The organism is Microbacterium sp. NRRL B-14842 (assembly GCF_050470785.1).
Genome location: NZ_JBFLUM010000001.1, coordinates 928,428 through 946,414 on the forward strand (window position 1 = coordinate 928,428; position 17,987 = coordinate 946,414).

The following is a 17,987-nucleotide window of genomic DNA, read 5'->3' on the forward strand; positions in this document are numbered from 1 at the left end:
GCGCCTCCTCCCGAGGCGGCCCGCCGCGCGCCGGGACGGCCGGGGAACGCATGGCCGCTACAATCGAGCAAGCACGAAGGAGCAGGAGAACCGGTGGCTGAGAAAGCGGCGAAGTCCAGGGCGAAGGCACAGAAGGCCGACGACACTCCCATGGGACCCACCGGCCGTCCGTATCAGGGCTTCCCGATCCCGGCGCCGCTGAAGTCGCACGGCCCCGCGCGCATCATCGCCCTCTGCAACCAGAAGGGCGGCGTCGGCAAGACGACGACGTCCATCAACCTCGCCGCCGCCCTCGCGGAGTACGGTCGCAAGGTGCTCGCGGTGGACTTCGACCCGCAGGGCGCCCTGTCCGCCGGTCTCGGCATCCAGACGCATGACGTGCCGACGGTCTACGACCTCCTGCTCGACACGAAGCGCGACGCCCACGACGCGATCGTGCACTCGAACGTGCCCGGTCTCGACGTCCTCCCCGCGAACATCGACCTCTCGGCCGCGGAGGTGCACCTCGTCAACGAGGTCGCCCGCGAGACGATCCTCGCCCGCGTGCTCCGGCAGGTGGCGGGGGAGTACGACGTCATCCTCATCGACTGCCAGCCGTCGCTCGGCCTGCTGACCGTGAACGCGCTGACGGCGGCGCACGGCGTCATCATCCCGCTCGAGTGCGAGTTCTTCGCGCTGCGCGGTGTCGCCCTCCTCATCGAGACCATCGACAAGGTGCGCGATCGCCTGAACCCCTCCATCGAGATGGACGGGCTGCTGGCGACCATGTACGACCCGCGCACGCTGCACTCGCGCGAGGTGCTCGAACGCGTCGTGGAGGCGTTCGGCGACGACGTGCTGGAGACCGTGATTGGCCGCACCGTGAAGTTCCCGGATGCGTCGGTCTCGGGGGTCCCGATCACCGAGTTCGCTCCGGAGCACGCGGCCGCACAGGCATACCTGCGGCTGGCCAGGGAGCTGGTCGCCCGTGGCGCCGTCGCCTGACGAGCTCGGAACCGCTGAGGTCCCGGCACTCGCCGACGCCGTCGACGGTGCGGAAGCTTCCTCCGCCGACGACGCCGGTTTCCGGGTCTCGCTGTCGAACTTCGACGGCCCCTTCGACCTCCTGCTGACCCTCATCTCCAAGCACGAGATGGACATCACCGAGGTGTCGTTGAGCGCCGTCACCAACGAGTTCATCGCGTACCTCGCCGATCTCGAGGACGAGGAGGAGCTGGACCAGGCGTCGGAGTTCCTCGTCGTCGCCGCGACCCTGCTCGACATGAAGGTGGCGGGTCTGCTGCCGCAGGGCGAGCTCGTCGATGCCGAGGCCGTGGCCCTGCTCGAAGCGCGCGACCTGCTCTTCGCCCGTCTGCTGCAGTACCGCGCGTTCAAGGAGGTCTCCGCGTGGTTCGCACGGTGCCTGCAGCGGGAGGACCGCCGCCACGTGCGCGCGGTGCCGCTGGAGGAGAAGCACCGGAAGCAGACACCCGAGCTCGTCTGGTCGCTCACGACCGACGACTTCGCGGCTCTGGCACTGCTGGCCTTCGCACCGAAGGAGATCCCGCACGTCGGGCTCGACCACCTGCACGCGCCCCTGGTCAGCATCCGCGAGCAGGCCGCGATCGTCGTCACGCTGCTGCGCGGCACCGAGTCGCTGAGCTTCCGCGAGCTCGTCGCCGGCGTCACCGAGCCGGGCATCGTCGTGGCCCGCTTCATCTCGGTGCTGGAGCTGTACCGGCACGCGGCGCTGTCCTTCGAACAACTGGAACCGCTCGGGGAGCTGACGCTCCGTTGGGCCGCCGACTCCTGGTCGGACGAGACACTCGCGACCCTGGGGGCCGACTATGACCGATGACATGACCGAGACGGAAACCGGGCTCCGCGAGGAGCCCGACGCCGTGACGGGTGCCGAGTTGCCCCTCAGCGAGCGCGTGGAGGCGATCCTCTTCATCGTCGACGAGCCGATCGGCCTGGTGGCTCTCGCCGCGGCGGTCGGCGCGCCGGTGCCCGCCGTCCGGCAGACCGTCGAGTCGCTGGTCGAGGACTACGACGGCCGGGGCGCGGGTCCGCGGCGCGGCTTCGAGCTGCGGGAGGTCGGCGGCGGATGGCGGCTCTACGTCCGCGAAGACCTGGATCCGGTCGTGGCGGAGTTCGTCGGCGGCCAGGCTCCGGCCCGGCTCTCGCAGGCCGCGTTGGAGACGCTCGCGGTGATCGCCTACAAGCAGCCCGTCACCCGCAGCCAGGTCGCCTCGATCCGCGCGGTCAACGTCGACTCCGTGGTCCGCACGCTCCTCGCACGAGGCCTGATCACCGAGCTCTTCGCCGACTCCGAGACCGGGGCGATCAACTACGGCACGACCGATGCGCTCCTCCAGCATCTCGGCATCAACTCTCTGGATGAGCTTCCGCCGATCTCGCCGCTCCTCGATGACGGCGCCGACGGCTTCGATGAAGGGACGGTCCGATGACCACCGACGCCCACGATTCCGCAGCCCCCGAGGGCGTCCGACTGCAGAAGGTGCTGGCAGCCGCCGGCGTCGCGTCCCGTCGGGTCGTCGAACAGTACATCGTCGAGGGGCGTATCCGCGTGAACGGCCAGGTGGTCACCGAGCTCGGCCGGCGCATCGACCCGGAGCGCGACCTCGTCGACGTCGACGGCACCGCGGTGCAGCTCGACGTGTCCAAGCGCTACGTGATGCTGAACAAGCCGACGGGCGTGGTCAGCAGCATGCGCGACGAGAGCGGCCGCCCGGATCTCCGGCGCTTCACGAAGGACTACGAGGAGCGGCTCTACAACGTCGGGCGCCTGGACGCCGAGACCAGCGGCCTGCTGCTGCTCACCAACGACGGCGAGCTCGCGCACGTCCTCGCGCACCCGTCCTTCGGCGTCACCAAGGTCTACATCGCGAAGGTGGAGGGGACGGTGACGGCGCAGACCATCTCGAAGCTCACGAAGGGCATCGAGCTGGAGGACGGCCCCATCGCCGCCGACAAGGCCCGCCTGCTGGACACGTCGGCGGGCTCGAGCCTCGTCGAGCTCACGCTGCACTCGGGACGCAACCGGATCGTGCGCCGGATGATGGCCGCGGTCGGCCATCCGGTCACGGAACTCGTGCGGCGGCAGTTCGGTCCGCTGCACCTGGGAACCCTCCCGGCGGGCCGGACGCGGGAACTGAGTAAAATCGAACTCGGCGCGCTGTTGACCCTCGCGCGCCGGGAATCCGGTGTCGCCGAGGCGCCAGGCGAGCAGGAGAGCGAATGACCCAGACGACGAGTGCGCCCGCGGCGCGGAAGGCCGGTGCCGTCGCGCCGCGCCTGTCCGGCACCGTGCGCATCGTCGGCGCCGGGCTGCTCGGTGCCAGCGTCGGCCACGCACTCCGCGCGAAGGGCATCGACGTGGTCCTCACGGATGCGTCCCCTGCGCAGCTGCGCCTCGCCGTCGACTACGGCGCCGGACGCCTTCCGCAGGATGACGACGCCCCGGTGCTCGTCGTCGTGGCCGTGCCGCCGGATGTGACCGCCGACGTGATCCAGGCCGAGCTCGAGCGCTACCCCGACGCCGTCGTGACGGATGTCGCGAGCGTGAAGCTGGAGCCGTTCCGCACGCTCCGTGACCGCGGTGTGAACCTCGCCCGCTACATCGGCTCCCACCCGCTCGCCGGCCGGGAGCGCGGCGGGGCGATCTCGGCGCGAGCCGATCTGTTCATCGGACGGCCGTGGGTCGTGTGCCGCGACGAGGACACCACCGCGCGGGACCTCGCCGTGGTCGAGGCGCTGGCTCTCGATGTCGGCGCGATGCCGCTGGAGATGACCCCCGAGGAGCACGACCGCTCCGTCGCTCTCACCTCGCACGTGCCGCAGGTCGTCGCGAGTCTCCTCGCCGGGCGTCTCGCCGGGGCCGAGGAGGGCGCGCTCCGCCTGGCAGGGCAGGGCGTGCGGGACACGACGCGCATCGCCGCATCCGCTCCAGAGCTGTGGGTGCAGATCCTCGGCGCCAACGCCGGTCCCGTGGTCGAGATCCTCGACGCCCTCGCGACGGACCTGAGCGAGGTCGCCGATGCGCTGCGCGCTCCGGGCGCACCGGGTGCCCGTCGCGTGCTCGCGGAGACCATCCGCCAGGGCAACGACGGTGTCGAGCGCCTCCCCGGCAAGCACGGACAGAACCGACGCTTCGAGACACTGGTCGTCATGGTCGACGACACCGCCGGTCAGCTGGGTCGTCTGTTCGGCGAGCTCGGCGAGCTGGGCGTCAACGTCGAGGACCTGCGGCTGGAGCATTCTCCCGGCGCGCAGTTCGGCCTCGCCGAGATCAGTGTCGACCCCGCGGCGCTGCACGGCGCGATCACCGGGCTCCAGGAACGCGGCTGGCGCATCGCAGGGAACACCAATGACTGACACTTCCACCGTCTCCGCCACGAAGTTCATCGCCATCGACGGTCCCGCCGGGTCCGGCAAGTCGAGCGTGTCCAAGGCGATCGCGCGTCGCGAGGGCTTCGGCTACCTCGACACCGGGTCGGCCTACCGGGCTCTCGCCTGGCACGTGCTCGATCGCGGCGCGGACACCGACGACGCGGAGGCCGTACGCGCCGCGGCCGCCGACTTCCCGGTCCGCCTCGGGCTCGACCCGGATGATCGCACGGTACGTGTCGGCGACGTGGACGTGACGGAGGCGATCCGCGAGCCCCGCGTGTCCGGCGCCGTGAGCGGCGTGGCCCGGGTGCCCGAGGTGCGCACCCAGGTCAACGAGCTCTTCCGGGCACTGGTCGCTGAGGCGCCGTACCCGGCCGTGGTGGTCGAAGGTCGCGACATCACGACCGTCGTGGCACCCGATGCGCCTGTCCGCATCCTGCTGACCGCCGCACCGGAGGTGCGTGCCGCCCGCCGCGCGGGCGAGCTCGCAGGCGAGAACGCCGCCGCCGTCGCGGACGCCCTGCACAAGCGCGACGCCTCCGACAGCGCGGTCGTCGACTTCCTCAACGCCGCGGAAGGCGTGGAGGTCGTCGACTCGACCGCACTCGATTTCCCCCAGACCATCGACGCCGTTCTCTCGGTGATCGAACGACTCCGAGGAGCACACCGTGGCTGACGACGAATACGAAGGCGGTCCCGACCAGCTCGCCGAGAAGATGGACCAGCTCGACGAGCAGCTGGCCGAGCAGCGCGCGGAGACCCTGCGCGCCGGCCTCGCCGACTACGAGCTGGACGACGAGGACGCGGAGCTCCTCGCGGGCATCACCCTCGGCGAGGACGGCATCCAGTACAGCCCCGCGCTGCCCGTGGTGGCGATCGTCGGGCGGCCGAACGTCGGCAAGTCCGCGCTCGTGAACCGCATCCTCGGCCGTCGCGAGGCCGTCGTGGAGGACACCCCCGGTGTCACCCGCGACCGCGTCACGTACAAGGCCGAGTGGAACGATCGCCGCTTCACGGTCGTCGACACCGGCGGCTGGGAGCCCGACGCCCGGGGCATCGACCGTTCGGTCGCGGCACAGGCCGAGGTCGCGATCGACCTGTCCGATGTCGTGCTGTTCGTCGTGGACGCCATGGTGGGCGCCACGTCGACCGACGAGCACGTTGTGAAGCTGTTGCGCAAGAGCGGCAAGCCGGTCTTCCTCGTCGCCAACAAGATCGACGACGGGCGTCAGGAGCCGGAAGCGGCCGCCCTGTGGAACCTGGGTCTCGGGGAGCCGCACCCGGTCTCCGCGATCCACGGTCGCGGTGTCGCGGACCTGCTCGATGCCGTGCTGAAGAAGCTCCCCGAGGTCTCCGCCGTCGCAAAGCAGGAGATCGGCGGCCCGCGCCGTGTCGCGATCCTGGGGCGCCCGAACGTCGGCAAGTCCTCGCTGCTGAACAAGGCCGCGGGGGAGGAGCGCGTGGTCGTCAACGACCTCGCCGGCACGACCCGTGATCCGGTGGACGAGGTCGTGGAGCTCGGCGGCAAGATGTGGCGCCTGGTCGACACGGCCGGTATCCGTCGCCGCGTGCACATGGCGCAGGGTGCGGACTTCTACGCGTCGCTGCGCACCTCCGCCGCGCTGGAGAAGGCCGAAGTGGCCGTTGTGGTGCTCGACGTCTCCGAGACGATCAGCGAGCAGGACGTGCGGATCATCGACCTCGTTCTCGAGTCCGGCCGCGCGCTCGTCCTGGCGTTCAACAAGTGGGATCGCCTGAACGACGACGACCTGGAGAACGCCGACCGTCGCCGCTACCTGGAGCGCGAGATCGAGCAGGACCTCGCGCATGTCGCGTGGGCCCCCCGCGTGAACATCTCGGCGAAGACCGGTCGTCACCTCGACAAGCTCGTCCCGGCGCTGGAGACGGCGCTGGAGAACTGGGATCGCCGGATTCCCACCGGCAAGTTCAACGCGTTCCTCGCCGAGCTCGTCGCCGAGCACCCGCACCCGGTGCGCGGTGGAAAGCAGCCGCGCATCCTCTTCGGGACCCAGGCCTCGACCCGTCCGCCGACGTTCGTGCTGTTCACGACCGGTTTCCTCGACCCGGGCTACCGCCGGTTCATCCAGCGCCGCCTGCGCGAGCTCTACCCGTTCGAGGGCACGCCGATCGTGATCAACATGCGGGTGCGCGAGAAGCGTCAGCGCTGACTCGTTGCCGCGCATGTCGCGGCGGTGGCGCCGGAGCCTCGATGCTGTGAAAAGCTGAGGGGGTGACTGTCGTACCTCCCGCCGCCGGTGAACCGCGTCGCCCCGAGGGGCCTCGCGATCCCGGCGATGCGTGGGTGGTCGCCGACACGGGCGAGCGGTACTGGGGGCGCTTCGGTGCCGCAGGTCTCCTCGCCGTCGACGCGGAGCGCGGCATCCTGCTGCAGCATCGCGTCGCGTGGAGCCACTTCGGCGGCACCTGGGGTCTGCCCGGGGGAGCGCTGCACGAGGGCGAGGCGGCCATCGTCGGTGCCGTGCGCGAGGCGCAGGAGGAGGCGGGAGTGCCGGATGGCGCGGTGCGGCCGCGCTTCACGAGCGTGCTCGACCTCGGCATCTGGTCGTACACCACCGTCGTCGCCGATGTGCGGACGCCGTTCGATCCCGTGATCAGCGACCCGGAGAGCGTCGCGCTGTCGTGGGTACCCGTCGAGGACGTGGACGCGCTGCCCCTGCATCCCGGCTTCGGTGCGGCGTGGCCGATGCTGCGGGCTCAACTGTCGGCGCATCCGGTGGTCGTGGTCGACGCTGCCAACGTCGTGGGGTCGGTCCCGGACGGTTGGTGGAAGGATCGTGCCGGAGCCGCGGCACGACTGCGCGACCGCCTGACGGGACTTTCCGTGCCCGCGGACGACCTCGGACTCGCGGGGGATGACTGGTTTCCGGAGGTGTCGCTCGTCGTGGAAGGTCGCGCGCGCGACATCGCGGAGGCCTCCGCCGAGGGATCACCTGCGGATGCCGCGGCCGCGGAAGCCGGCGTCGCGAGCCTGGCCCTGGACGTCGTGCGCGCGGAGGGCGCCGGTGACGACGCGATCGTGGCCGAGGTCGAACGCCGGGTCGCGAGCGGTTCGCCGGTTCTCGCCGTGACCAGTGACCGCGAGCTGCAGTCCCGCGTCGAGGCTGCCGGGGCCCAGGTGCGCTCGAGCGGCTGGCTCCTCCGTCTTCTCGACGCGTAGCGCGAGACGCGGGCGTTTCGCTCCGCGGCCCCAGGTGCTCGTGCAGTGCTGGGGCCTGGCACGGCTTGGTCCGACGTGGCGTGGCTTGGCGTGGCCGGGCTTGGCGCGGCCTGGCTTGGTTTGACGTGGCCTGCGTCACCGCTCGCGAATGACCCGCTGTCGTGATGACCCGCGAAGGTCAGACGAACGCGACCCGACGCGGGGCGTGATCGGTGTGGACGGCGCCGAGGGGACTTCGCCATTCGAGAACCCCGCCGGGATGCTGACGTACCGTCCAGCGCTGAGGCTCCGGGATATCGGGGTGTTTCAGCACATGGTGTCCGCGGCAGAGGTGCGCGAGGTTGTCGACGCGGGTCGGGCCGCCCTTCGCATGATCCCGGGTGTGGTCGATGTCGCAGCGGTGTACCGGCTGGCGGCACCCCGGGAACCGACAGTGCTGATCGCGGGCGCGGAGCAACCGGCGCATGCTCTCGGTCGGGCTGTAGGCGTCCGTTTCGACGACCTGCCCGTGAGGGTCGAGGAACAAGCGCGTCCATCCGCCGTCTCGTCCGGCCAGAGCGCGGGCGACATCCGGGTGGAGAGCACCGTGCCCGTCCAGTTCGCCGGGACGGTCGTCGAGTCCGGCGAGGGTCGTCGCCGCCACGGTCACCTGCAGGCGACCCCGCACCCCGGTGATACCGTCGCCCTCGACGGCACTCGGATCGGCCGTCAGGAGGAGATCGGTCAGAAGGTCGGCCTGCACCTGGCTCCAGGTGCGGGTGTCTGAGGGGGCCGATTCCGCCTCGGGGTCGAGGGCGTACGTGTCGCCGTCGGCGCTCGGGATCGTAGTCCCCGCCCGGGTGTCATCGCACGGGCGATCCGTTTCGACGCTGTGAGCAGTCAGTAGTTCGTGGTTCGCAGGAGCCAGGGGATGCGTCGCTTCGTCCGACCCCGCATCAGGCGCGGGAACCGCAGCGCGCGCCCGGAGCACCGTGCGGGTGAGCTGACTCAGCCGGTCGGCGATCGCCACCGCCGCCCACTCCGGGAGGATCGCCGTCAGGACCGCGAGGCCGTCGTCGACCGATCGCACTGTGACGCAGCGCTCGTCCGCCGCTCGGCGGTGTCGCTCCGTGATGGTCTCGCCGACGAGAGCGGAGGCGACGCGGCGGGCATGCACCCGCGTGCGCGCCGCGGTCTCGGCTTCGGCGACGACGAGCACCGCCGTCTCGAACAGCGCCATCGTCTCCGGCGCGACGACGCGGTTGCGGATGGCCTCGTCCACGATGGCGCTCGCCCGTGCGACCTCCCGGACGTGTGCGGAGCTCAAAGTTCCCTCGTGGAAGGCCTGCCGCACGCGGGGGAGCGCCGTGCTCAGCGCAAGAGCGTCGGCGAACGCGAACTCCATGGTGCCGGTGGAAACGCGCCCCGCCGCGGCGAACTCGGCGACCATCGAGCGGTGGATGGCGTCACGGTGGTGCGGGGCTGACGCGACGTCTTCGTCGCGGAAAGCGATCTGCGCGACCAACAGCTCCGCGGCCTCTGCCTCCAGCCCCGCGATGCGCCGGCGGGTCTCCGCCCAGGCGTCTCGCACGCGTCGCCGCTCCTCCAGGTCGAGGGGTGCGGTCGTGAGGTTCGTCATACCTCGATTTTAGAACGTATGTTCGAACGAAGGAAGGGTTCAGTCCTGTTGTATATCGCTTCGTCCGCGAAGGCGATCGATGTCTCGACGCTCCCGCTTCGTAGGTCGCCCGGCACCGCGGTCTCGAACGCCGAGGGCCGCCTGCGGCTCCCGTTCCGGTGTCCGGTCCTCGTAGGCGAGGGCGGCGAGCGGCGCGCCGACACGCTTGACGAGGACCTGCCGCACGATCAGGATCCGGTCGAATCCCGCGATGCGGATGCGGAGCTCGTCGCCTACGCGAACCGCCTGCGCGGCCTTCGCCTTGTCGCCGTTGACGCGCACATGCCCGGCGCGGCATGCGGTGGTCGCCGCGGACCGGGTCTTGTAGACACGCACCGCCCAGAGCCAGCTGTCCACCCGCGCGCTGTCGACCATCAGGCTGCCCTCCGCTGCAGGGAGACGAGCGCGCCCGCGACGATCAGGCCCTGGCCGAGCGTGTATGTCAGCATCACGGCGGGGCTGCTCCAGGCCGGGAGCGCGTCGGGCAGGAAGAGCCGGAAAGCGAGGATCGTGTCACTCGCCAGGAAGAACGCGCCGCCCGTCGCGACGAGCGGGTGACATCGTGCGGCGAACGCGGCGGTGCCCGCGAGGAGCAGGCCGTACAGCGCGACCCCGATGAGGAGCGGGCCCGTGTGCGGGCCGAGAAGGAGGATCATCGCGAGCCACCAGAGGGCATAGATCGCTGTCCACCACGGCAGGCGGCGGCGCGCCAGGTGGCGGGCGAAGAGGACGATGTAGGCGATGTGCGCGAGACCGAAGAAGCCCAGCATGAGCGGAAGCTCGGGTGCCGCGGGGAACAGCGCACCCGCGCCGTCACCCAGCCAGGAGAAGAGCAGGGCAACGAGGAGGAGGGCCACCGTCACCGGCGGGTGGATCCGTCGCGCCGCCACCAGGACCGGCACCGCGAGCAGAGGCATGAGCAGCAGCTTCGTCGGAGCCGCGAGGTCGTGGCCGAGCGCCAGAAGCACGACGTGCAAGGCGGAGACCACGGCGTAGGGGACGAACGCCCACACGATCGCGGGAGGAAGGGCGCGGCGCTGCATCCCTCCATCGTATGACCGGAGGCGCATGTCGTCTCGAAGGCGGTCGATCGGACCGGCCCGACTCAGGACTCGACGGTGACCGTGGCCACAGCACCCTCGGCATCGAGGTGCACGGCGGGCCAGTAGCCCTCCGGGAAGTGTTCGCCGCAGGAGTCCGTGAAGTGGAGGACGACGGTGCCATCGGCTCCGGCCTCGATGGTCTCGAGGTCCAGGTCGTCCGCCGCCTCGTCGAGCTCGGCGGGGTCCGGATCGCCGGTGCTGAACGTCGTGACCACAGCGTCCGAGGCGACGCGGCGGAGGCCCGGGAGGGCGGCGACGACCGTGCGCAGCCGGGGGAGCAGGGGCGCGACCTCGTCCGGCGACGCGCCCTCGACCATCAGCTCGTAGGTGCGGCCGTCGACCTCGACGCTGCCGACGAACCAACCGTGGGTGAGGACGGAGCCGTCCTCGAGCTCAGAGGTCGCCCGGTGGAGCGGTCCGAGGTCGGGATCATCGAGAGAGGAGTTCGCGGCGCTCATGCCTTCACGCTATCGGTCCCGTTCGGTGCGATGTCCAGGGCGACGAGCACGCGCCCCGGCTTCATCACCGCCTTCTCCGTGAAGCCCGCGCGCAGGAACGTCCCGAGCGTGCCGTGGTACAGATCGTTCGCCCGCTGCTTCTCGCCATGGGTGTCGACGGGATACCCCTCGATGAGGCGGGCGCCCGACTCCCGGGCGAAGGCGATCGCGGCGTCGAGCAGCTCCGCGTTGAGCCCGGTGCCCCGATGCTCCCTGCGGACGACGAAGCAGGTGACCGCCCACACGGATTCGTCGTCGAACGGCTCGGTGCTCGACGCGGCGATCATGCGGGTGCGGGGGATCCGGGCCTGACGGGTGCGCGGTCCGATCCGGATCCAGCCCGCGGCCTCGCCGTCGACGTACGCGACCAGTCCCGGAGGGGGACCCTCGTCGATCTCGGCGCGGAACATCTCGGTGTGCTGAGGCGTGGTGGTCTGATTCCAGTCCTTGTTCGGCAGCACCGGCCAGATGCACTGGCAGCTCGCCCCGTCACCGCCGCCGGTGAGCGCGTGCTGCACGTCATCCCAGCGGGCGGTCGTCGCCAGCGCGGTCGTGATCGTCGACATGCAGGCGACGGTACAAGCAGCTTCCGACACCCCGCAACGCCTCGGTTCGCGAGAGGCCTCCGGTGCGGCTAAGATAGGGGAGTTGCCTGCGCGAGAGTGCAGAACAACGGGCTGTGGCGCAGCTTGGTAGCGCACTTGACTGGGGGTCAAGGGGTCGCAGGTTCAAATCCTGTCAGCCCGACCATTTGAGGGCCGGAATCTCGCAAGAGGTTCCGGCCCTTCTGCCTTCCCGGGATCGCCGAGGGCACGAAGAGGGCACGCCTTATGCGGCCCTCCGCGGCCGTCAGCGCGTGGGAAGGAGCTCCGCGATCGTCCCCTGGGGCGCGCCGACCAGAGTCTCGCAGGCCTGTGCCAACCGGGCGGCGAACAGCGCGGCGTCGGTACGGCGCGTCAGCGCATGCGCTGCGATGCCGTCGATCATCGCGAGGATCTGCCAGGCCACGGCATCCGTGTCATCCGTGCGGAACACGCCGGAGCGCCGGCCCTCCTCGATGAGCTGCGCGATGAACGACTGCCAGGCGCTCATCTGCTCGTCGATGGTCACCGACAGCGCTGCGCTGCCGCGGCCGAGGGACCAGGCGTCCACCCACACGAGCGTGATGTCGTCGTGGCCGCTGCTGAGGACCGTGGAGATCATCCGTGCCATTCGTGCCGCCGGCTCGCTCTCGGTCTCGGCCTGGGTGCGGACGTCGTCCAGTTCGGATGCCGTCAGCTCGCGGAAGGTGCGCGCGACCAACTCGTCCATGCTCGATGCGTAGTGCGAGACGAGCCCCGGCGCCACCCCTGCCCTGCTGGCGACCGCCCGCAGCGTCAGCGCGGACAGTCCCTTCTCCCTGGCGATCGCGATCGCGGCGTCGTTGATCTCGCCGGCGCGCTGCTCCGGCGTCTTCCTGGTTCGTGGACGCGTATCGGGTGTTGACATGGTGCCTCCAGTGTAGGAACATTCCTGTATTGGTCACGTGACCAACAAGCCGTTGTCGGCAAAGGAGATGACATGGGCTGGCGGATGCCGCACGAGGGCGAACGGCACGAACGCACCTGGATGGCGTTTCCGCGCGTGGGCGTCACCCTGGGTGACGGTGCCGCCTGGCGCGACACCGCGTACCGCGCATGGACCGACGTCGCCCTGGCGATCGCCGAGTTCGAACCGGTCACGATGGTCGTGGACCCGACCGAGATGGGGCGGGCGCGGGACATGCTCGGCTCGGCCGTCGAGATCGTCGAGTCGCCGTTGGACGAGTTCTGGATGCGCGATTTCGGCCCCACCTTCGTCCTCGACGAGGATCGGCCCGGCGTCCTCGGCGCGGTCGATTGGATCTTCAATGGCTGGGGTGCGCCCGCATGGGCCGAGTGGCAGGTGTCGGCCAACATCGCACGCATCGTCGCCGCACACGTCGGAGCCGAGCACATCAGTTCGGTGCTAGTGAACGAGGGCGGCGGTATCCACGTCGACGGCGAGGGCACGGTGCTGCTCACCGAGACCGTGCAGCTCGACCCGAACCGCAACCCCTACGCCGACAGAGGCCGCGTCGAAGCCGAACTCGCACGCACGATCGGCGCGACCACAGCCATCTGGCTGCCGCGAGGCCTCACGCGTGACTACGACGAGTTCGGCACCAACGGGCACGTCGACATCGTCGCCGCGTTCGCCGCTCCGGGCCGGGTGCTGCTGCACCGCCAGGACGACGCGGGACACCCCGACCACGTCGTCACGCGGGAGCTGAAGGCGTTCCTGCAGGACCAGACGGATGCCGCGGGCCGCCCGCTCGAGATCATCGACGTCCCGGCCCCCGAGACCCTCCGCGATGACGAGGGCTACGTGGACTGGAGCTACATCAACCACCTCGTGGTGAACGACGCCGTGATCGCCTGCGGGTTCGGCGAGGACGCCGCCGATGCCCGTGCGCGGGACATCCTCGGAGCCGCGTACCCCGGGCGACGGACCGTGACCGTCGACGCACGCCCGATCTTCGCGCGCGGCGGCGGCATCCACTGCATCACCCAGCAGCAGCCGGCAACGGGCGAGGCGCCCGCATGATCGACGTGGTCGAAGCATCCATCGCGGACCTGCGACGAGCACTCGAGACCGGTACGGCTACCAGCGTCGCGCTGGTGCAGGCTTATCTCACCCGTATCGACGCGTACGACGCACCCGGCACCGAGACCGCGCTCAACGCGGTCGTCGTCCGCAACCCCGACGCCCTCGCCGAAGCCGCGGCGTCCGATGCCCGCAGGGCGGCCCGGCACTCGCTCGGCCCGCTGGACGGCATCCCGTACACGGCCAAGGACAGCTACCTCGTCGCCGGGCTCACCGCGGCATGCGGATCCCCGGCGTTCGCGGATCTGGTCGCCCAGCGGGACGCGTTCACGATCGACCGGCTCAGAGCCGGCGGGGCGATCTGCCTCGGCCTGACCAACATGCCGCCGATGGCGAACGGCGGGATGCAGCGCGGTGTGCACGGACGGGCGGAGAGCCCGTACAGCGCCGACTGGCTGACCAGCGCGTTCGGATCCGGCTCCTCCAACGGATCCGGCACCGCGACCGCCGCGAGCTTCGCTGCCTTCGGGCTCGGCGAGGAGACCTGGTCGAGCGGTCGGGCACCGGCGTCGAACAACGCCCTCTGCGCATACACGCCCAGCCGTGGCGTCATCTCGGTGCGCGGCAACTGGCCCCTGGTGCCCACGATGGACGTCGTGGTGCCGCATACCCGTACCATGGCCGATCTCTTCGAGGTGCTCGACGTGATCGTCGCCGATGACACCGACGTCCGCGGCGACTTCTGGCGCGCGCAGCCGTGGGTGCGTATTCCTGCCGCATCCGAGGTGCGTCCGTCGTCGTACCGAGACCTCGCCGCGGCCGACCCTCGTTCCGTTCTCGCCGGCCGCCGCTTCGGTGTGCCGCGCATGTACGTCAATGCCGATCCGGATGCCGGCACCGGCACCACCATCGGAGGCGCGACCGGGCAGGGCATCGTGACCCGGGCGTCCGTCATCGACCTCTGGGAGCAGGCGCGCCGAGACCTCGAAGACGCCGGCGCCCACGTGGTCGACGTCGACTTCCCGGTCGTCACCAACTACGAGGGCGACCGCGCCGGGGCGCCGACCCTGAGCACCAGGGGACTGGTGTCCGAGCGGTTCCTGCGCTCCGAGATCGAGGATCTCTCCGCCTGGGCGTGGGACGACTTCCTGCGCGCGAACGGCGACCCCGCGCTCGATCGGCTCGAACTCGTCGACGGCGCGCGCATCTTCCCGCATCCGGGAGGTGCCCTCCCGGATCGCTACACCGGCTTCGATGACGAGATCGCCGGGTATCCGGCCCTCGTCCGCGAGCGCCCGTACGCCTCATTCACCGACATCCCGCATCTCGAGGAGGGTGTGCGCGGGCTCGAGGAGACCCGCCGCGTCGACCTCGAGGAGTGGATGGACGCGCTCGGCCTCGACGCCGTGATCTTCCCTGCCGTCGCCGATGTCGGCCCCGCCGACATGGACGTGAACCCGGCATCCGCCGACGCGGGGTGGCGCAACGGCGTGTGGGTCGCGAACGGCAATCTCGCGATCCGTCATCTCGGCATCCCGACCGTCACGGTGCCGATGGGCACGATGGCAGACATCGGGATGCCGGTGGGTCTGACCATCGCGGGCCGCGGCTGGGACGACACTGCCCTGCTGCGCCTCGCCGCCGCGTTCGAGGCGACCGGCGATCGCCGCACCGCGCCGCCGCGCACTCCCGCTCTTCCCGGAGAGGAACTCTCGTGACGTCGCCCTTCCCGCGCCCGGAGCGGCGCCTGCAGATCACGGCCGATGCCGCGGATCCGCTCCGGCGCGGCGCCGAGCGAGGCATGCAGCTGCGCGCGACTCTGCCCGGCACGATCGCCGCGTATGATCGGCTCTTCCGCCTCGGCGCCGTCGACGAGAAGACCGTGCGCGACGACGCCGAGCGGCTGCTCGACGCGGTCGACGCCCACCGTCCGGCGCTGCGCGCGCAGATCGAGGGCATGGCCGCCGGTGCGGACGTCGAGATCTGGCGCGTCGCAGCATTGAACGGCCGCACGGAGATCCTGTCCCGCAGCGTCGCCGTACCGCCGGGGGAGTGCTCGACCATCGTGCGCTCGATCCGCGATGCGGACGGCCGCGCGCGCACCCTCGGCGTGCAGACGTGGGACTGGCACATGGAGATCGCGCCGTACTGGCACACCCTCATTTCGCGCGGCGGCATCCACGACTACGCCGGACTCACCGAATGCGGCATCCTCGGCAAGATCGGCGTGAACAGCGCCGGCGTCGCGCTGCACTTCAACATCCTGGGACATCGGTCCGACCGGCCCGAGGGCATCCCGATGCACGTGCTCGCCGCTCTCGTGCTCGAGGAAGCCTCCAGTGTCGCGCACGCCGTCGAACTGGTGCGCGAGGCGCCGGTCACGAGCTCCGGCTCGTTCGCGCTCTTCGACGCCGCAGGCGACCCCGTGCTGCTCGACATCAGCCCCGAAGGCGTGTTCTCCGCGCCTGCCATCGCCGAGGGCACCTGGCTGCGCACGAATCACTTCCTCACCGAAGAACCAGCGGCGCACGAGAAGACCTGGCTGTACCAGCCCGACTCCGGTCAGCGTTGGGACTTCCTGCGGGGCCGACTGCTGTCGGCCGGCGCACCGACGGATGCCGAGCAGCTGCGCGCGATGCTCGTGACCGGCGACGGCGAGCCTCCGGTGACCTGCGTACCCGACCTCGCGCTTCCGATGGGACAGCGGTGGGCCAGCCTGGCCACCGTCGTGCTCGACCCCGCCGGTCGTCGGGCCGACGTGCTCGACGGCACTCCGGCTGAAACCGCCACCCGCCCGCATCTGACGCTCGCGCTCTGACCCGATCGAAGGGACCACCATGACCGACACCGCCACCGTCTATCGCAACGCCATCGTCTTCGACGGGCTCGCCGATGCTCCGGTGCAGTCCGCGTTCGCCGTGCGCGGCGATCGCATCCTCGCTGTCGGCACGGAGGCGGAGGTCCACTCGGCGGCAGGTGCGGATGCCGCGGTCGTGGACCTCGACGGGGCGTTCGTGATGCCCGGTGTCATCGAGGCGCACGCGCACCTGGCGATGTTCGGCCACGCGCAGGGCAAGGTGCAACTCCGCGACTGCACCTCGGTGGCACAGATCCAGCAGCGGCTGCTCGAGGCACGGGCGATGAACCCGGACGTGACGATCATCGAGGGTGTCAGCTGGCTGTTCGACGCGCTGCCTGACGGCGTCACCCAGCCGACCGCGGCGATGATCGACGAAGTGATCGACGACATCCCGGTCTTCCTCGATGCGAACGACCTGCACAGCACCTGGGTGAACACAGCCGCGCTGCGCGCAGCAGGCATCGACCGCAATACCGTCGACCCGATCGGCGGCCAGGTCGTGCGGGACGAGGACGGAGAGGCGACCGGGTTCCTGCTCGAGACCGCGGCCATGGATCTGCTGGCGGAGTATCTCGACGGCATCCGGACCGAGGAGGAGGTCGACCGCCACCTCGACCTCGCCTTCAGCGCGTACCTGGCGGTCGGCGTGACCGGCGCCGCCGACATGGGGATGACAGAGCAGTCGATCGCGGCGCTGCGGCGTCGGCTCGACCGCGACGGTCGGCTGCCGTTCCCGGTCACCGCGCACTGGTGGCTGAGCTCCACCGGCGACCCGGCCTCCGATCTCGCTCAGGTCGAGCGTGCGGTGCAGCTGCGCGACGAACTCGCAGCCACGGGCACGCCGTGGCTGAAAGTCGTCGGGGTGAAGTTCATCCTCGACGGCGTGATCGACGCGTGCACCGCCGCGATGGCGCGTCCGTATGCCGACGGCTCGAACGCCGACCCGATCTGGAGCCGCGAGGCTGCGACGCCGGTCGCGATCGCCGCCGACCGCGCCGGCTTGCAGCTCGCGATGCACGCGATCGGAGACGCGGCGAGCGCACTCGCCGTCGACCTCGTCGAGGCCTGTGAGCGCGAGAACGGCACCGGCACCGGCCGCCGGCCGCGCATCGAGCATCTGGAGTCGGTCGCGCCCGAGACGGTCGCACGGATGCGCGCGCACGGCATCGCCGCCTCCATGCAGCCGGTGCACTGCGACCCCGCCATCCTGGACAACTGGATGGCGATGCTCGGTGATCAGCGCGCTCACGACGGCTTCCCGTGGAACTGGTTCCGCGACGTCGACGTTCCCGTCGCGCTGGGCACCGACGCCCCCACCGCACCCCACGAGGCGCTGCACAACCTGTTCATCGCGATGTCCGGGCGATCCTCGATCGACCGCACGCTGCCGCCGTACCACCCTGAGCGCGCGTTCACCGCCGCGCAGGCACTCGCGGCGGCGACGTCCGGCGCGGCCTACGTCGGCGCGATCGACGACGCCTACGGCCGGATCGCGCCCGGTTTCTTCGCGAACGTCGCCGTGCTGGACATCGACCCGCTGTCCGCGCCGACCGACGACCTGCTCACCGGCGCCGTGCTGCTCACCCTCGTGCACGGCGAGGTCGCCTACCGGCGCCCATGAGCTTCCGCTCCTGAATCCCGAACGCCCCCTGCACTGACGCAGGTGGGTGCCCGT

General features: G+C 70.7%; 18 protein-coding genes and 1 tRNA gene. 13 read left to right on the plus strand and 6 right to left on the minus strand.

Annotated features, from left to right (window positions below; all coding sequences use genetic code 11):
- The first annotated feature begins 150 nt into the window (after nt 1-150).
- The 8 genes from AB1285_RS04695 to AB1285_RS04730 all read left to right on the plus strand — a co-directional run bounded on the left by AB1285_RS04695 (nt 151) and on the right by AB1285_RS04730 (nt 7,591).
- The gene (locus AB1285_RS04695; protein WP_164498181.1) at nt 151-984 is read left to right on the plus strand and encodes a ParA family protein; all 834 of its coding nucleotides are present in this window, start codon (nt 151-153) and stop codon (nt 982-984) included.
- On the plus strand, nt 968-1,837 hold the full coding sequence (locus AB1285_RS04700) for a segregation and condensation protein A (RefSeq protein WP_280569339.1): 870 nt from the start codon (nt 968-970) through the stop codon (nt 1,835-1,837). Before AB1285_RS04695 ends, AB1285_RS04700 begins: the two co-directional genes overlap by 17 nt.
- Entirely contained in the window at nt 1,827-2,450 is a 624-nt protein-coding gene (gene scpB / locus AB1285_RS04705; protein WP_187661848.1) for an SMC-Scp complex subunit ScpB, read from the plus strand. The genes AB1285_RS04700 and scpB overlap by 11 nt, the downstream gene beginning before the upstream one ends.
- Nucleotides 2,447-3,244: a pseudouridine synthase gene (locus tag AB1285_RS04710; RefSeq protein ID WP_259954748.1), complete on the plus strand. Its 798-nt coding sequence runs from the start codon at nt 2,447-2,449 to the stop codon at nt 3,242-3,244. Before scpB ends, AB1285_RS04710 begins: the two co-directional genes overlap by 4 nt.
- Entirely contained in the window at nt 3,241-4,377 is a 1,137-nt protein-coding gene (locus AB1285_RS04715) for a prephenate dehydrogenase (RefSeq protein WP_370428875.1), read from the plus strand. The genes AB1285_RS04710 and AB1285_RS04715 overlap by 4 nt, the downstream gene beginning before the upstream one ends.
- Nucleotides 4,370-5,068: a (d)CMP kinase gene (gene cmk / locus AB1285_RS04720; RefSeq protein ID WP_187661845.1), complete on the plus strand. Its 699-nt coding sequence runs from the start codon at nt 4,370-4,372 to the stop codon at nt 5,066-5,068. The genes AB1285_RS04715 and cmk overlap by 8 nt, the downstream gene beginning before the upstream one ends.
- 40 nt (nt 5,069-5,108) lie before the next feature.
- Nucleotides 5,109-6,581 carry a ribosome biogenesis GTPase Der gene (gene der, locus AB1285_RS04725; protein WP_370428882.1) on the plus strand — a complete coding sequence of 491 codons (1,473 nt, stop codon included), beginning with the start codon at nt 5,109-5,111 and terminating at the stop codon, nt 6,579-6,581.
- Between the two features lie 62 nt (nt 6,582-6,643).
- A complete protein-coding gene (locus AB1285_RS04730; RefSeq protein WP_370428874.1) occupies nt 6,644-7,591 on the plus strand; it encodes an NUDIX domain-containing protein in 948 nt (315 codons plus the stop codon).
- Between the two features lie 178 nt (nt 7,592-7,769).
- On the opposite strand, the gene AB1285_RS04735 is transcribed toward AB1285_RS04730, so the two are convergent.
- From AB1285_RS04735 to AB1285_RS04755, 5 genes are all read right to left on the minus strand, one after another.
- Nucleotides 7,770-9,209, minus strand: a complete 1,440-nt coding sequence (locus AB1285_RS04735; protein ID WP_370428873.1) for an HNH endonuclease signature motif containing protein — start codon at nt 9,207-9,209, stop codon at nt 7,770-7,772.
- 39 nt (nt 9,210-9,248) lie between these two features.
- The gene (locus tag AB1285_RS04740) at nt 9,249-9,623 is read right to left on the minus strand and encodes an RNA-binding S4 domain-containing protein (protein ID WP_280569353.1); all 375 of its coding nucleotides are present in this window, start codon (nt 9,621-9,623) and stop codon (nt 9,249-9,251) included.
- Nucleotides 9,623-10,291 carry a lysoplasmalogenase family protein gene (locus AB1285_RS04745; RefSeq protein ID WP_280569356.1) on the minus strand — a complete coding sequence of 223 codons (669 nt, stop codon included), beginning with the start codon at nt 10,289-10,291 and terminating at the stop codon, nt 9,623-9,625. Before AB1285_RS04745 ends, AB1285_RS04740 begins: the two co-directional genes overlap by 1 nt.
- Before the next feature lie 62 nt (nt 10,292-10,353).
- Nucleotides 10,354-10,809, minus strand: coding sequence for a hypothetical protein (locus AB1285_RS04750; RefSeq protein ID WP_370428872.1), 456 nt, complete (start codon nt 10,807-10,809; stop codon nt 10,354-10,356).
- Nucleotides 10,806-11,414: a GNAT family N-acetyltransferase gene (locus tag AB1285_RS04755; RefSeq protein WP_370428871.1), complete on the minus strand. Its 609-nt coding sequence runs from the start codon at nt 11,412-11,414 to the stop codon at nt 10,806-10,808. The genes AB1285_RS04750 and AB1285_RS04755 overlap by 4 nt, the downstream gene beginning before the upstream one ends.
- A 107-nt stretch (nt 11,415-11,521) precedes the next feature.
- Between AB1285_RS04755 and AB1285_RS04760 the strand changes: the two genes are divergently transcribed.
- Nucleotides 11,522-11,598 (plus strand) — tRNA-Pro (locus AB1285_RS04760).
- 99 nt (nt 11,599-11,697) lie between these two features.
- Here the strand turns inward: AB1285_RS04760 and AB1285_RS04765 are convergent.
- Nucleotides 11,698-12,336: a TetR/AcrR family transcriptional regulator gene (locus AB1285_RS04765; protein WP_370428870.1), complete on the minus strand. Its 639-nt coding sequence runs from the start codon at nt 12,334-12,336 to the stop codon at nt 11,698-11,700.
- A 72-nt stretch (nt 12,337-12,408) separates the two neighbouring features.
- Here AB1285_RS04765 and AB1285_RS04770 point away from each other — a divergent pair, with 72 nt between their 5' ends.
- Genes AB1285_RS04770 through AB1285_RS04785 form a run of 4 tightly spaced genes read left to right on the plus strand, consistent with a single transcriptional unit; the run spans nt 12,409 to nt 17,933 of the window.
- Nucleotides 12,409-13,452, plus strand: coding sequence for an agmatine deiminase family protein (locus AB1285_RS04770; RefSeq protein ID WP_370428869.1), 1,044 nt, complete (start codon nt 12,409-12,411; stop codon nt 13,450-13,452).
- Nucleotides 13,449-15,170: an amidase gene (locus tag AB1285_RS04775; protein WP_370428868.1), complete on the plus strand. Its 1,722-nt coding sequence runs from the start codon at nt 13,449-13,451 to the stop codon at nt 15,168-15,170. Before AB1285_RS04770 ends, AB1285_RS04775 begins: the two co-directional genes overlap by 4 nt.
- A complete protein-coding gene (locus AB1285_RS04780; protein WP_370428867.1) occupies nt 15,167-16,270 on the plus strand; it encodes a C45 family autoproteolytic acyltransferase/hydolase in 1,104 nt (367 codons plus the stop codon). Before AB1285_RS04775 ends, AB1285_RS04780 begins: the two co-directional genes overlap by 4 nt.
- 19 nt (nt 16,271-16,289) lie before the next feature.
- Nucleotides 16,290-17,933: an amidohydrolase gene (locus AB1285_RS04785; protein ID WP_370428866.1), complete on the plus strand. Its 1,644-nt coding sequence runs from the start codon at nt 16,290-16,292 to the stop codon at nt 17,931-17,933.
- Nucleotides 17,934-17,987: the final 54 nt, after the last annotated feature.